This is a genomic window from Geomonas diazotrophica (assembly GCF_018919385.1).
Classification (GTDB): domain Bacteria; phylum Desulfobacterota; class Desulfuromonadia; order Geobacterales; family Geobacteraceae; genus Geomonas; species Geomonas diazotrophica.
This window is the reverse complement of the sequence record NZ_JAHLMF010000006.1, coordinates 116043-131244: the sequence shown is the minus strand read 5'-3', so window position 1 is coordinate 131244 and position 15202 is coordinate 116043. Positions and strand designations below refer to the sequence as shown.

Below are 15202 nucleotides of genomic sequence, written 5' to 3'. Positions count from 1 at the left end.
TCACCCCCACCCCCCTCTCCCTGAGGGAGAGGGGAGGCGAAAGTCTCCCTGCCAGCCGCAGGGCACCGCCCACCGCTGCCCCCTATCCTCAGGCGGCCGCGCCGAAATCGGCGCCCGCGTACTGCACCGCGGCGGGATCGTTCGCCCTCGGGGGGGACACCGCGTGCACGCCGCCGCAGGAGGGGCACCCCTGCACGAACGTCCGCAGCACGAACTCCCTGCCGCATTCCTGGCATCGTACCTCCAGCGCGTTGGGCAGCGGCGAACATGCCACCCGCCCGCCGTGAGCCGCCAGTACAAACTCAACCAGTTCCCTTCCCGTAGCGTAGGGGCCACCGCTCCTGGAGCTACCCGAACCGCAATCGCACATCCTTCCTCCCTTGTTTCTTTTTGGTTCACCAGCGTGCCGCAGGCTAGCACGGCGCCGCTCCCGCCTTCCTTGACCTCGGTCAAAAAACCGCGCTTACCAAACGATTTCCACCCCCGACAGTCGCTAAATTCGCCCCTCGGCTTATTGCAAAGGCGCCCGCTTCCAGTATATTGTGTTGGTGTTTTTTAATGTAAATCCGCGAGCGAGGAGACGACCCAGATGGAAGAAGAGAAACCGAGCGTGGAAATCGCAGACATCGGAATCGTCAACAGCCACGATCACCTCTGCCTGCTGTACCAGGAAGAGACAGAGGTGCTGAACCTGGTGCTCCACTTCATCCAGAAGGGGGTGGCGATAGGGGAGCGCTGCGTCTACCTGAACGCCGCCCAGCAGAAGCTGGAGCGGCTGCTGCAAAACGTAGTCGAGGTACAGAAACAGGACTCAGGCGCGCTGGTCCTGCTGCCGGTGAAGCAGACCTGGCTCAGGGGAGGGACGTTCAGGCAGGAGCGGGTCTTGGAGCTTTTGCGCAACATCTGTGCTGGCGCCGCGGCCGAGGGATTCAGCGGGACCCGGATCATCTGCGACATGGCCTGGGCGGTGAAGGACGCCAAGTCGCTGGAGCTTTTGAACCGGTTCGAGCGCGACCTCACCTCGTTTGCAGCGGAACACGATACGGCGTTGCTCTGCCTGTACGACCGGCGGCTGTTCAGCCCGGAACTGCTCCTGGAACTGGCCCGCATCCACCCGGGGGTGGTCAGCGGCGGCAGGGTCTGCGGCAACCCGCTGTTCATCCCGCCGGGGGCGCAGCCGCGCAAGAAGGCTGCGGTGTGCGAACTGGACGTATTTTTGGCCGCCTCCCAGCGCATCACCACGGTGGAGGCGGAAACGGAGCGGCTCAAGCAGGAACTGGAGCAGGCCTATGCGGCCCTGGCCCGCAAGATCTACGAGAACTGGCAGGAAGAGGACACCTTGCGGGCCAGCGAACAGGAGATCCACGAGAAGGACGAGGCGCTCCTCGCCAACCGCAGGCGCCTGCAGACCATCCTGCAGCATCTCCCGGCGGTCATGATGGCCTTTGACAATGCCGATCGCCTGGCCGCCTGCAACCACGAGTTCGAGCGGGTGACCGGCTACCGGGGCGAGGAGGTGATGGGGAAACCGATGCTGGAGCTGCTCCAGGTCGACGGTGCGCTACGCGAGGATGTGGTGTCGGCGCACCCGCCGCAGGGGGGGGACTACCGGGGGCGGGAATGGAATCTCCGCTGCAGGGATGGCTCCCCCAAACTCATCTCCTGGTCCAACATCTCGCGCTACGTGCCGATCACGGGGTGGGTGAACTGGATCATCGGGCTGGACGTGACCCCGAGGGTGCAGGCGGAGAACGGGCTCAGGGCGCTAAAGGGAGAGCTGGAGGCCCGCACCGCGGAGCTTGAGGCCATCGGACAGGCGGTGTCCCAAGATCTGGGGGCGCGGCTGGCACGGATCAGCGGGGATTGCGGCAGGTTGCAAAAGCTCAACAAAAGCCAGCTCGACCCTCCCTGCCGCGAGCTTTTGGAGGACATCGGCGCCGCGGCGCGGGAGCTTTCCGGGGCCGTCGCCGCCCTGGAGCGCATGACCGCGCTGACCGCGGCGGAGCTGCAGCCGGTGGAGGTGGACCTGAGCGCCATGGCATCGGAGATCGCGGCCCAGCTAAGCGACCACGCCCAACGCCCGGTCGATTTCCGGATCGAGGATGGGGTGACGGTCACCGGCGACAAGGACATGCTGCGGCTGGCGATGGAGCAGCTTTTGGGGAACGCCTGGCACTGCACCATCGGCGTCAAACACCCGGTGATCAAGTTCGGCACCGCGCAGGTCGAGGGGGAGCGCAGTTGCTATGTGAGCGACAACGGCCCCCGGCTGAGCGCGAGCCTGTGTGAGGCGACCGGCGGCGGGAGCGGTCCGGAAGGAAGTTGCCGCGGCATCGGATTCGCCACGGTACAGCGCATCATCAACCTGCATCGGGGGCGGATTTGGAGCGCGGAGCAGGCAGGGAAGGGGGGGACCCTCTACTTCCAGGTCTAGCGACGCCTTAAGGCAGAGAGGCTGGTCATGAAAAGCAACGAAGCGACGCCGGCAGTAGTGGTGGTGGATGACGACCAGGAGATGCTGCAGATCTACCGGGCGCTTTTGCAGGGGCACGGCGTCGGGCCGGTGTTGACTTTCGACGACGGCGAGACGCTGGTTCTCTACCTGCGCCGCAACGAGGCGGCCCTGGTGGTCCTGGACCTGGCGCTTCCCACCGTAACCGGGCGTGATCTTTTGCCCCGCCTGGTCGAGGAATTTCCGCATCTGCCGGTGTTGATCATCACCGGCCTGGCCGAGGTGGGGCAGGCGGTTTCCTGCATGCGTGCCGGGGCCTGCGACTACCTGTTGAAGCCGATCGACAACGCGCTCTTCCTCGCTGCCATCGACCGCGCGCTGGGGCTATCCGAGGACGAGAACCGGCTGCGTCGGCGGCGCATGCCCTTCCCCGACATCGTCACCGAGGACCCGCAGATGCTGCGGCTCATGAAACGGGCCCAGGCGGTCTCCCATACCGGGCAGCCGGTGCTGATCACCGGGGAAACCGGCGTCGGCAAGGAGCTCTTCGCCGAGGCGGTGCATCGTTGCTCGGGGAAAAAGGGGGCGATGGTCACGGTGAACGTGGCGGGGCTTGACGATGCCGTCTTCTCCGACACGTTGTTCGGCCACCGCAAGGGGGCCTTCACCAGCGCCCAGGAGAACCGCGAGGGGCTGATCAGGAAGGCTGCGGGGGGGACCCTCTTCCTTGACGAAATCGGCGACCTGCGCGAGGGCGCCCAAGTCAAACTGCTGCGGCTGATCCAGGAGCACGAGTACCTGCCGCTTGGTTGCGATGTGGCGGCGAAAACGGACGCCGGCATCGTGGTGGCCACCAACCGGGACCTGAAGCAGCTTCTGGAGCAGGGGAAGTTGCGCGAAGACCTTTACTACCGGCTGAGCTGCCACCGGCTCCACATCCCGCCGCTTAGGGAGAGGCAGGGGGACATCCCCTTGCTGCTGGAACATTTCGTGACCCTGGCCTCCCGGCAGATGGGGAAAAAGCGACCATGGTACCCTTCCGAGCTGCCGCGGCTGTTGCAGCGGTACCACTTCCCGGGGAACGTGCGCGAGCTGCAGGCCATGGTCTACGACGCAGTCGCCCTGCACGAGAAGGGCCCCCTTTCGCTGGCGGCCTTCCGCACCAACATGAGCGCCCCCTCCGGCAAGGGACTCACCGTTGAGGGGCACGAGATCGTCACGGTCATCTTCAACGGGTTTCCCAGCATAAAGGAGGCGCAGTCGCACCTGATCAGCGAGGCGCTGCGGATGTCCAACGGCAATCAGGGCGAGGCCGCGACTCTGCTGGGGATCTCCAGGCAAGCCCTCAACAACCGGCTCAGGAGGAGGTCGGCCTGAACCGGTTGCAACGGAAGTTGCACCTGCCACAAACGTTGCCTGCCTCCGATCCGCCGCCAGCAAGGCCTCGGCGCCCTCAGCCACCAAAACGGTAAACCTTTGTTGCCTGTCCCAGCGCCGCGCTTGGTACCCGGCATGGGTAAGTGGCCGGAATGTCGCGGGCAGATCGGGAGGGGGGCATGGGCACGGTTGCTGCTGATGTACCAGGACGGATCGAGTCGCAATGGCGAAAAATGGGATCTTTACAGGGTAGCAGGGACGTCTGTTCGGGGAAGCGGCCGCGGCCGCTTCCAGGTGCACCGGGAAAGACGTCACATGGCGAGCCCCGCAAGGGGGCAAGGTCAACAGGGGGTGCCCCATGACCGACACGTACAAGGCAAAGAGGAACAACGGGGAGGGGCGTTTTTTGAGCATAGACAAGGAAATAGCGTCGAGCATGCTGAACGCGTCTTACGCGGTCGATCTCAAGTCGGCCGTGCATAACTCGCTGGAGACCATTCGCAACATGCTCCTTGAGCGCCCTAACAACGAGGAGATCAGCCTGCTGACCCAGCAGGTGGAGCGCCTGCTCACCGAGCAGACCGAGCGGCTGGAATCCATCAACCGGGACCTTGAGGCTTTCAACTACTCGGTGGCCCACGACCTGTGCGCGCCGCTCAGGAGGATCTGCGGCTTCACCCGCGCGCTGCAGGAGCAGTACGCCGGACGGCTCGACCTGGAGGGGATGGATTACCTGGAGCGCATCTTCAAGTCCAGCCAGCACATGAACGACCTGATCGAGGCACTTTTGCAGCTCTCCCAGCTTTCCTACCTGAACCTGAAGCGGGAGGTGGTGGACCTCTCCGAGATAGTCAGCGACACCGCGGCCGACCTGGCCCAGGGAACCCCGCAGCGCAAGGTCGAATTCGTGATCCAGCCCAGGATCCGCACCTTCGGCGACCATAACCTGCTCGAAATCGCCATGAAAAACCTTCTGAGGAACGCCTGGAAATTCACCCAGATGCGGGAGGCCGCCCGCATAGAGTTCGGGGCGCAGGAGAGCGCCTCGGACAAGACCTGTTTCCTGAAGGACAACGGCATAGGCTTCGACATGGCCAACGCCGAGCGGATGTTCCACGCCTTCCAGCGCCTGCACAGTTCGAGCGAATACCCCGGAAACGGCATCGGCCTCACCACCGTGCAGCGCATCATCAACCGCCACGGCGGGCGCATCTGGGCCGAAGGAGAGATCGACAAGGGGGCCACCTTCTACTTCACGCTGCAGTCGTGCATAACCTGAAAAGTCCCTTTTGCTGCGCGGCCCGATCTGCTATCATCCCTTCACATTAAAATCGGAGGCGGGCATGCACGAGATGAGCATAACCCAGAGCGTGGTGGAGATCTGCGAGGGACACGCGGCGGGGCGCAAGGTGGTGGAGGTGGTTCTCGAGATCGGGGAGCTATCCGGTGTGGTGCCGGAGAGCGTGGAGTTCTGTTTCGAGGCCTGCAGCAAGGGGACCCTGCTGGAGGGGGCCAAGCTGACCATCGAAGAGGTGCCAGGGCGCGGGAGCTGCCCTGCCTGCCACGGCGAATTCCCGCTGCAAAGCCTCTTCTCCCCCTGCCCCGGGTGCGGTGCCTTCGGTCTCTCCGTCGTCTCGGGTGAGGAGCTGAGGGTGAAGGAACTGGAGCTTGCCTGATCCGTTTTGTATCACGCTCGGGACAAAATGATACAAAACCGGGACAGAAGTACCCAACAAAATGAAGCAACCAAAGGCGCAGCGCGGAGGACCCCCGCGGGCGCCATTTTTTTTGGCCAATGATTCCAGTGTATTACATTTTCAAATTTTGTTTACTCGATTGGCACGGGTGTTGCCGTATACGTGCGGTTTGATTTATCTCGAGGAGGCTTGTTATGAAAGAAGAGATGTTTTGCGAAGGGGTCACCCGCAGGAGTTTCATGAAGGCCTGTGTCACCGCCACCGCGATGATGGGGCTTCCCTTCGCCATGCATACGCAGGTGGCCGAGGCCGTTGAGAAAAACGGCAACCCTGCGGTGATCTGGCTTCACTTCCAGGAGTGCACCGGCTGCTCGGAGTCGCTGTTGCGTTCGTCCCACCCGACCATTTCCACGCTGATCCTGGACATGATCTCGCTGGACTACCACGAGACCCTCATGGTCGGCGCCGGCCACCAGGCCGAGCAGGCGCTGCACGATTCCATGAAGGCCAACCACGGCAAGTACATCCTGGTCGTGGAGGGGGCCATCCCGACCAAGCAGAACGGCATCTTCTGCAAGGTTTCCGGCAAGACCGCCCTCGAATCGCTGCAGCACGCGGCAGAAGGCGCAGCCGCCATCATCGCCATCGGCACTTGCGCTTCCTACGGCGGCATCCAGTCCGTCTCCCCGAACCCGACCGGCGCGGTCGGCGTGAAGGACATCATCAAGGACAAGCCGATCATCAACATCCCCGGCTGCCCCCCCAACCCCTACAACTTCCTGTCCACCGTGCTGTACTACCTGACCTTCAAGAAGGTGCCCGAGCTCGATCAGTTGGGCCGCCCGAAGTTCGCCTACGGCAGGAGGATCCACGAGCACTGCGAGCGTCGTCCGCACTTTGACGCCGGCCGCTTCGCCAAGGCCTACGGCGACCCGACCCACGCCCAGGGGTACTGCCTCTACAAGCTGGGTTGCAAGGGTCCCGCCACCTACGCCAACTGCTCCGTGCAGCGCTTCAACGACGTCGGCGCCTGGCCGGTTTCCATCGGTCACCCCTGCATCGGCTGCACCGAGCCGGATATCCTCTTCAAGACCGCCATTGCCGAGAAGGTGCAGATCCACGAGCCTACGCCGTTCGACAGCTACGCCCCGGTCGACCTGAAGGAGAAAGGGAAGGGTCCGGACCCGCTGACCACCGGCTTCGTCGGACTCGCGGCAGGTGCGGCACTTGGCGCCGGCGCAATGCTCGCCAAGAAGCTTCCGGGCGGTGAGGCGCAGGAGGATGCCCATGAAAAAGACAAGTAGACGCGACTTCCTGAAGCTGGCCGGCGCCACCGGCGCGGGGCTTCTCGCCTGCGGCGCGGGTAACGCCCTGGCCAACGAGGGACTCCAGGTCAACAACGAGGAACTCGGCATGCTCTACGACGCCACCAAGTGCGTCGGCTGCAAGGCGTGCATGTCGGCCTGCAAGAGGGTCAACTCCGACTACGGCTCACTCTCCTACGAGAAGGCGAAGTTCGACGAGGACGGCCTGTGGGATGCCCCGAGCGATCTCTCCGGCTCGACCCGTACCCTGATCAAGCTCTTCAAGGAGAGCGAGAAGCGCTGGAGCTACGTGAAGTACTCCTGCATGCACTGCCAGAAACCCTCCTGCGTTTCGGTCTGCCCGGTTTCAGCCATGACCAAGGAGAAGATCTCCGGCATCGTCGATTACAACAAGAACACCTGCATCGGCTGCCGTTACTGCCAGATCGCCTGCCCGTACAACATCCCGAAGTTCCAGTGGGAGAAGGCGGTGCCGCAGATCGTGAAGTGCGACCTGTGCAAGGCGACCAACCTGCGCGAGAAGGGGATCACGGCCTGCGCCGAGACCTGCCCGGCGGGCGCCATCAAGTTCGGCAAGAGGAAGGATCTCCTGGAGGAGGCACACCAGAGGCTGAAGGACGCGCCGGACAAGTACGTGGCCCACGTCTACGGCGAGCATGAAGGGGGGGGCACCAACCACCTCTACCTGGCCTCCATGCCGTTCAACAAGCTCGGTCTTCCCGAGATCAAGCCGGAAGCGCCGGCCGAGTTCTCCGAGAAGATCCAGCACACCATCTACAAGGGCTTCATCGCCCCGGTTGCCCTGTACAGCACCCTCTGCTTCATCGCGGTGAAGAACATGAAGAAACACCAAGGGCACGACGACGATCACAAGAAGGGGGATAAGTAATGGGACACAGCGAAGAATTCCAAAAGCTGGAAGGTAAGATCTTTACCAAATCCTTCTTCATCCTCCTCTCGGTCGTGCTGCTCGGTTTCTACTTCGTGGGCGTGCGCTACGTGAAGGGGATCGGCGCCGTCTCCAACATGAGCGACGGCTACCCCTGGGGCATCTGGATCACCTACGACGTCGCCACCGGCACCGCCATCGCCTGCGGCGGCTACGCGGTCGCCATCCTGGTCTACATCCGGAACCGGATGCAGTACCACCCGATGATCCGCTCCGCGATCCTCACCTCCATGTTCGGCTACGGCCTGGCCGGCTTCTCGGTCATGGTCGACCTCGGCCGTCCCTGGAACGCCTACAACTTCTTCATCCCGAGCAAGTGGCAGGCCAACTCCGCCATGTTCGAGGTTGCCCTCTGCGTCATGGCCTACTCCACTGTTCTCATCCTGGAGTTCCTCCCGGCGATCCTCACCTCGATCGAAAAGAGCAAGTGGGACCGCATGAACGCGATCCGCAACTGGCTGCACCCGAAAATCGCGCCGGACAAGAAGACCATGGAAGACAAGCTGGAGATGGTGCGCCTCGGGGCCGCCTGGCTCAACCCGCGACTGAACAAGGTCCTCATCTTCTTCATCGTTTTGGGCATCACGCTGCCGACCATGCACCAGTCCTCGCTGGGGAGCCTGCTCCTCATCGCCTCGACCAAGCTGCATCCGCTCTGGCACACCGGCTTCCTGCCGCTTTTGTTCCTGTTGAATTGCGTCTTCATCGGCTACTCCATCGCCATCCTCGAGTCGATCATCTCGAGCTACTCCTTCAAGCGTCCCTTCGAGATCGAGGAACTCTCCGGCCTGGCCGGCCTGATCCCGTTCGTCACCGTGATCTGGCTTACCGTCGTGATCGGCGACCTCTCCTACCGCGGCCAGATTCACGCGGCGCTGAAGGGCGACTTCTACTCCGGCTGGTTCATGACCGAGTTCCTGCTGGTCGCCGGCGGCTCGCTGATTCTATTCTTCAAGAAGTGCAGAAGGTCGGCGCGCTGGCTCTTCATCTCGGCATCCATGATCGTTCTGGGCGGCGCCCTGTACCGCTTCAACGTCTACCTGATCGGCTTCAACCCGGGCCAGGGCTGGAAGTACTTCCCCTCCTTCGCCGAGGTGATGATCACGGTCGGCATCGTGGCCCTGGAGATCCTGGGCTACAAGGTCTTCGTGGCACTGTTCCCGGTCCTCCCCAACATGGACCTGCACGGCGGACACAAGAAGAAGGGGCATGCGAAGAAGCACAAGGGGGCGGAGAAGCCGCTGCCGCAGACCGAGGCGCACGCGCACTAACATTAATTAAGCAATTAGCCTTTTGGAGGAATAAATGTCTAGAATCACGCTTGATCCCATCACCCGAATCGAAGGACATCTGAGGATCGATGTCGAAGCAAACGGCGGCAAGGTCACCAATGCCTGGTCCTCCGCCCAGATGTGGCGCGGCATCGAGGTCATCCTCAAGGGGCGCGCCCCGGAGGACGCCTGGAGCTTCGTGCAGCGCTTCTGCGGCGTCTGCACCACCGTGCACGCCATCTCGTCCATCCGCGCCGTCGAGCACGCCCTCGACGTCGAGGTGCCGCTGAACGCACAGTACATCCGTAACATCATGATCGCGCAGCACTCGGTACAGGACCACATCGTCCACTTCTACCACCTCTCGGCTCTGGACTGGGTCGACATCGTCTCCGCGCTGAAGGCCGATCCCAAGAAGACCGCGCAGATCGCGCAGAGCATCTCCGACTGGCCGGGCAACTCCGAGAAGGAGTTCAAGGCGGTCCAGGACAAACTGAAGGCCTTCGTCGCAGGCGGCAAGCTCGGCATCTTCGCCACCGGCTACTGGGGTCACCCGGCCATGAAACTCTCCCCGGAAGTGAACCTGATGGCGGTCGCCCACTACCTGAAGGCGCTCGACTACCAGAGAAAGGCCTCCCAGGCCACCGCGATCCTCGGCGGCAAGAACCCGCACATCCAGAACCTCGTGGTCGGCGGCGTCGCCACCGCGATCAACACCGAGAACATCGCCACCCTCAACATGGAGCGCCTGATTTACCTGCGGACCCTGATGGAAGAGACCCGCGACTTCGTCCAGAAGGTCTACTACCCGGACCTCCTCGCCATCGCCGGCGCCTACAAGGACTGGTTCAAGTACGGCGCGGGCGTCACCAACTACATGGCGGTGCCGGAGTTCCCGGAGGACACCAAGAACACGAAGTTCATGCTTCCGGGCGGCGTGGTCATGGGCGGCAACATCGGCGGCATCAGGATGGTCAAGGATCACCGCGACGACTACCTGATTAAGAACATCAAGGAGAACGTAACCCACGCCTGGTACGAGGGTAACGGCACCCTGCACCCGTGGGACGGCGAGACCAAGCCGGACTACACCGACTTCAAGGAAAACGGCAAGTACTCCTGGTGCAAGGCTCCGACCCTCGACGGCAAGCCGGTCCAGGTCGGCCCGCCGGCCCAGATCATGGCGGCCTACGCCGCGGGCAACCCGAAGGTGAAGAAACTCGTGGACGGCGCGGTATCCACCCTGGGGATCTCCCTGAAGGACATCCACTCCACCATGGGCCGTCTCTTCTGCCGCGGCGCCCGCGCCCACGTCATGGCCGACCTGTCGCTGGAGAACCTGGACAAGCTGATCGCCAACATCGCGTCCGGCGACCAGACCTACGCGAACCACACCGTGATCCCGAAAGGCGAGTACCGCGGTGTCGGCTTCCACGAGGCACCGCGCGGCACCCTGTCCCACTGGATCGTGATCAAGAACAAGAAGATCGAGAACTACCAGGCCGTCGTTCCCTCCACCTGGAACGCGGCGCCCAGAAACGACAAGGGCGAGATGGGGCCGTACGAGGCGTCCCTGATGGGGAACCCGATCGCGGACGCCAGCAAGCCGCTCGAGGTGCTCCGTACCATCCACTCCTTCGACCCGTGCATCGCCTGCGCCGTCCACACCGTGGACCCGGAAGGGGCGGAAATCACCAAGGTGAAGGTGCTGTAGAAAAACAGGGGCTGGGGAGAGGGGGCTAGGGGCCGGAAAAGGCGACTGGTTCCCGCTCCCCGGCTCCCCGAATCAAGGGCCGGGACGGGAAGACAAGCGGTTAGGGATGTTCGGGTTGGGGGCGGTAAAGACAGGGCAAAATCAAAAGGCTTAAGGGGTGCGCAGCAGCGAAAAAAGCTTGTGCCGCCGCCTTTACTCGTTTAATTTAGAGCCTGGTTTTGCTAGCCCCCAGTCCCTAGCCTCTAGCCCCTGGTTTTCCCCCCGGCCTTTCTTTTTTTCTGGAGGTTACATGCAGGTCCTCATCTATGGCGCCGGCAACCTGATCCTCTCAGACGAGGGGTTCGGCGTACATTTCGTCAGACATTTAGAGCAGCACTACCAGATACCGGACAACGTCGAACTCTACGACGGCGGGACCCTCGGCATCATGGTGCACTTCAAGTTCGAGGAGGCCGACAAGGTCATCCTGGTGGACGTGGTGCAAGCCAAGGGGGAGCCGGGCGACATCTTCCGCTACGAGCGCGAAGATATCATGCTGAAGAACATCCCGGTGAAGATGTCGCCGCACCAGATCGGGCTGCAGGAGATGCTCCTGATCTCCGAGATGCGCGACGCCCCTAAACCCGACCTCACCTTCTTCGGCATCGTGGCGAAGTCGCTCGACCCGGGCGACCAGCTCACCCCGCCGCTTCAGGCCGGGCTCGAGAAGGTGGCCGCGCTCGTCGTTGAAGAACTGGCGAAAGTCGGTGTGGAACTCAGAAGAAAAGCTGCTTAGCTCTCGTCCCTCTCCTTCCGGGAGAGGGTGCCCGAAGGGCGGGTGAGGGCTCTGTCGGCTGTGTTCCCTCACCCTGACCCTCTCCCAGCGGGAGAGGTAATGTGGACGGATGTTGGGAAAACAGTTGATTCGGTCAGCGGATCAGCGTGAAAAGGAGAAACGATATGTTTGGATTTGGTTTGCCCGAGTTGTGCATCGTCGCCGTCATCCTCCTGGTGGTGGCCGGTCCCAGCAAACTGCCGCAGTTCGGACAGGCGCTGGGGAGCAGCATCAGGGGCTTCAAGAAGGCCATGAACGGCGAGGACGTGGTCCAGATCAACGAGAAGAACGAGAAGAAAGAAGGCTAGACCGGAGGTTGAACCGATATGTGCGTAGACTGCGGCTGCGGCCCGAACCACGACCACGATCATGACCACGATCATGACCACGACCATCACGGACACGGCCATGGGCACCACCACGGTCACGACCACCATCACGGGCATGACCATGACCATGGCCATCAGCACGGAGAGGGGCATAAACACCAGCATGACCACAAGCATGCCGGCGAGGAGCAGCCTGCCCGAAAGGTCGTGATCGAGACCGACATCCTTGCCAAGAACAACAGGATGGCTTCGGGCAACCGCGCGCTGTTCCGGGAGAAGGGCCTGTTCGTACTGAACCTCGTTTCCTCACCCGGTTCGGGCAAGACTACCATCCTGGAGCGGACGCTGAAGGATCTCTCCGACACCTGCCGCTGCGCGGTGGTCGAGGGTGATCAGCAGACCGATAACGACGCCATGCGCATCGCCGCCACCGGCGTCCCGGTGAAGCAGGTCAACACCGGCGCCGGCTGCCACCTCGATGCACACATGGTGCTGCACGCCGTGGAGAGCTTCGACCTGGACCACCTGGACCTGCTCCTGATTGAGAACGTCGGCAACCTGGTTTGCCCCGCCTCCTTCGATCTCGGCGAGCACCACAAGGTGGTGGTCCTAAGCGTCACCGAGGGCGAGGACAAGCCGCTCAAGTACCCGCAGATGTTCCATGCCGCCGACATCATGCTGCTCAACAAGGTCGACCTGCTCCCGTACCTCGACTTCGACGTCGAGAAGTGCAAGGAGATGGCGCGCCGCGTCTCCCCGGGTATCCATATCCTCGAGGTCTCCAGCAAGACAGGTGAGGGGATGGACGAGTGGTACGCCTGGCTCAAGAAAGGGATGGAGCGGTCCAAGGCCTAGCCCGGACCTTTCGGTAACGAGATGACTTCACGCGAGCGCGCCAGCCTGGAGATCGACGGCATCGTGCAGGGGGTGGGTTTCCGCCCCTTCGTGTACCGTCTCGCCCTGCGTTTCAGGCTCTCCGGATGGGTGCGCAACACCGGGCAAGGGGTCCAGATCGAAGCGGAAGGGGAGGGGGGCGACCTGCTCGCCTTCTGCCACGCCCTGCGCGACGAGGCGCCCCCGCTGGCCGTGATCGGATCGCTCAAGATCGAGAACCTCACGCCTGCAGGTGGGGAGGGATTCGTCATCCTGGACAGCGCCAAGGCGGGGACGGGGGGCGAGATCTCTCCCGACTGCAACGTCTGCGACGACTGCCTGGCCGAACTCTTCGACCCCGGCAACCGGCGCTACCTCTACCCGTTCATCAACTGCACCAACTGCGGCCCGCGCTACTCGATCATCACTGGCATCCCCTACGATCGCCCTGCCACGACCATGGCCGGCTTCGCCATGTGCGACGACTGCCTGGCCGAATACCACGATCCCCTGAACCGCCGCTTCCATGCCCAGCCCAACGCCTGCCCGGTCTGCGGGCCCCGCCTGAGTCTCGTCGATCGCGCCGGCGCCGTAGTCGCCGGCGATCCTCTTGAGAGGGCACTTGCCGCGCTCAGGGAAGGGCGCATCGTCGCGGTGAAAGGGGTGGGGGGGTACCACCTGGCGGTCGATGCCTGCAACGAGGCAGCGGTGGGGCTGTTGCGCCATCGCAAGAAGCGGGACGAAAAACCGTTCGCAATGCTGGCGGCCGACCTCGACTCGGTGCGCAGCTTCGTGCAGTGCTCCGAGCTGGAAGGAAGGCTCCTGTCGGGCGTGGAACGTCCCATCGTCCTGATGCGGAAGCGGCCGCAGACGCCGATAGCGGAACCAGTGGCACCCGGCAACGGCTGGTTCGGCTTCATGCTCCCGGGGAACCCGCTGCAACACCTGCTGGCGCACGGCTTTGGCGGACCGCTGGTGATGACCAGCGGCAACCTCTCGGACGAGCCGATCGCCTATCGCGACGACGAGGCGCTCCGGATGCTCTCGGGGATCGCGGACCTCTTTCTGACCAACGATCGCGAGATCCACACCCGGACCGACGACTCCGTAATCCGCCTCTACCGGGGCGAACCACTCTTTTTGCGCCGCTCGCGCGGTTACGTGCCGCGGGCGCTGGCGCTTCCGGGCGAACAGGCGAGCGTGCTGGCGCTGGGGGCGGAGCTGAAGGCGACCCTCTGCCTCACCCGGGGAAACCGGGGCTTTCTGAGCCAGCACATTGGTGATTTGAAGAACGCAGCCACCATGTCCTCGCTGGAGGAAAGTGCGGTGCACTTGCAGCGTCTTCTGGAAATCGGCCCCGAACTGGTCGCCCACGACCTGCACCCGGACTACCTCTCCACCGTCTATGGACAGGGGCTGGGACTGCCCTGTGTCGCGGTGCAGCACCACCACGCCCACATGGCTTCCTGCATGGCCGAAAACGGTCTGGACGGAGAGACCATCGGGGTGATCCTGGACGGGACCGGCTACGGCAGCGACGGCACCATCTGGGGGGGCGAGTTCCTGGTGGGAGGCTACCAAGGCTTCGAGCGGCGTGGGCACTTCGCCCAGCTCCGCATGCCCGGGGGTGACGCGGCGGTGAAGGAGCCGTACCGCATGGCGCTCTCGGCGCTGTACCGGTTGCACGGCGACGGGTTGTTCCGCCAGCCGCTCGCCGTCTGCGGACAGGTGCAGGAGGGTGACCGCCCGCTGTTTCTGAAGATGCTGGAGAAGGGGATCAACGCCCCGCTCACTTCGAGCTGCGGCAGGCTCTTCGATGCCGTCTCGGCACTCCTCTCGGTACGGCACCGGATCAGCTACGAGGGGCAGGCCGCCATCGAGCTGGAGGCGCTGGCGGAGACGGGGAGTCCGAGCGAGCCGTACCCGTGCCTGGTGACCGATGGGGGAGTCTTGGATTTCGGCCCGGCCGTCGCGGCGATTTGTTCCGATCTTGCCACCGGCAGGAACCGCTCCGATATCGCCCGCGCCTTCCACCGCACCGTCGCCGCGGGAATCGTGGAGGTCTGCGGTGGGATCAGGACGGCAAGCGGGCAGGATCGGGTGGTCCTCTCCGGCGGTGTGTTTCAGAACCGGCTGTTGACCGAAGATGTGGCGGACAAGCTTGCCGCGTCCGGGTTCAAGGTTTATTGCCACCGGCTGGTGCCACCAAACGACGGCGGTCTTGCCCTGGGCCAGGCGGTCATCGCCGCCAGGTTTCTTCAGGAAACATAAGGGATGGCACTGTAGGGGCAAATGATCATTTGCCCAGCCGCCCGTTCCCCGACCACCGCGCATGCCATGAACGGCGCAGGTGCGACTAAGGGGGGCGAATGATTATTCGCCCCTACAGGGACGCGCTCCC

Annotated in this window: 13 protein-coding genes; 12 read left to right on the top strand and 1 reads right to left on the bottom strand. The window is 63.4% G+C overall.

The window, feature by feature from the left end:
- Window positions 1–88 precede the first annotated feature (88 nt).
- Entirely contained in the window at window positions 89–370 is a 282-nt protein-coding gene (locus KOM00_RS07960) for a hydrogenase maturation nickel metallochaperone HypA (protein ID WP_216498387.1), read from the bottom strand.
- A 219-nt stretch (window positions 371–589) separates the two neighbouring features.
- On the opposite strand from KOM00_RS07960, the gene KOM00_RS07955 reads away from it, so the two are divergent.
- From KOM00_RS07955 to hypF, 12 genes are all read left to right on the top strand, one after another.
- Window positions 590–2434, top strand: a complete 1845-nt coding sequence (locus KOM00_RS07955) for an MEDS domain-containing protein (protein ID WP_216498386.1) — start codon at window positions 590–592, stop codon at window positions 2432–2434.
- A 27-nt stretch (window positions 2435–2461) separates the two neighbouring features.
- Window positions 2462–3829, top strand: coding sequence for a sigma-54-dependent transcriptional regulator (locus tag KOM00_RS07950; protein ID WP_216498385.1), 1368 nt, complete (start codon window positions 2462–2464; stop codon window positions 3827–3829).
- A gap of 358 nt (window positions 3830–4187) precedes the next feature.
- Complete coding sequence (locus KOM00_RS07945; protein WP_216498384.1) at window positions 4188–5108, top strand: sensor histidine kinase; 921 nt, start codon at window positions 4188–4190, stop codon at window positions 5106–5108.
- Between the two features lie 64 nt (window positions 5109–5172).
- Window positions 5173–5505, top strand: a complete 333-nt coding sequence (hypA, locus tag KOM00_RS07940; RefSeq protein ID WP_216498383.1) for a hydrogenase maturation nickel metallochaperone HypA — start codon at window positions 5173–5175, stop codon at window positions 5503–5505.
- Between the two features lie 215 nt (window positions 5506–5720).
- Window positions 5721–6830, top strand: coding sequence for a hydrogenase small subunit (locus KOM00_RS07935; protein ID WP_216498382.1), 1110 nt, complete (start codon window positions 5721–5723; stop codon window positions 6828–6830).
- Window positions 6814–7740 (top strand): hydrogenase 2 operon protein HybA, encoded by a 927-nt coding sequence (gene hybA / locus KOM00_RS07930; RefSeq protein ID WP_216498381.1) that lies wholly within the window; start codon window positions 6814–6816, stop codon window positions 7738–7740. Before KOM00_RS07935 ends, hybA begins: the two co-directional genes overlap by 17 nt.
- The gene (gene hybB, locus KOM00_RS07925; RefSeq protein ID WP_216498380.1) at window positions 7740–9071 is read left to right on the top strand and encodes a Ni/Fe-hydrogenase cytochrome b subunit; all 1332 of its coding nucleotides are present in this window, start codon (window positions 7740–7742) and stop codon (window positions 9069–9071) included. Before hybA ends, hybB begins: the two co-directional genes overlap by 1 nt.
- Before the next feature lie 34 nt (window positions 9072–9105).
- Window positions 9106–10785, top strand: coding sequence for a nickel-dependent hydrogenase large subunit (locus KOM00_RS07920; RefSeq protein ID WP_216498379.1), 1680 nt, complete (start codon window positions 9106–9108; stop codon window positions 10783–10785).
- Between the two features lie 289 nt (window positions 10786–11074).
- Window positions 11075–11560 (top strand): HyaD/HybD family hydrogenase maturation endopeptidase, encoded by a 486-nt coding sequence (locus tag KOM00_RS07915; RefSeq protein ID WP_216498378.1) that lies wholly within the window; start codon window positions 11075–11077, stop codon window positions 11558–11560.
- Window positions 11561–11724: 164 nt separating this feature from the next.
- Window positions 11725–11907: a twin-arginine translocase TatA/TatE family subunit gene (locus KOM00_RS07910; protein ID WP_216498377.1), complete on the top strand. Its 183-nt coding sequence runs from the start codon at window positions 11725–11727 to the stop codon at window positions 11905–11907.
- 18 nt (window positions 11908–11925) lie between these two features.
- The gene (gene hypB / locus KOM00_RS07905; RefSeq protein ID WP_216498376.1) at window positions 11926–12783 is read left to right on the top strand and encodes a hydrogenase nickel incorporation protein HypB; all 858 of its coding nucleotides are present in this window, start codon (window positions 11926–11928) and stop codon (window positions 12781–12783) included.
- A 21-nt stretch (window positions 12784–12804) separates the two neighbouring features.
- Window positions 12805–15072 (top strand): carbamoyltransferase HypF, encoded by a 2268-nt coding sequence (gene hypF, locus KOM00_RS07900; protein WP_216498375.1) that lies wholly within the window; start codon window positions 12805–12807, stop codon window positions 15070–15072.
- Window positions 15073–15202: the final 130 nt, after the last annotated feature.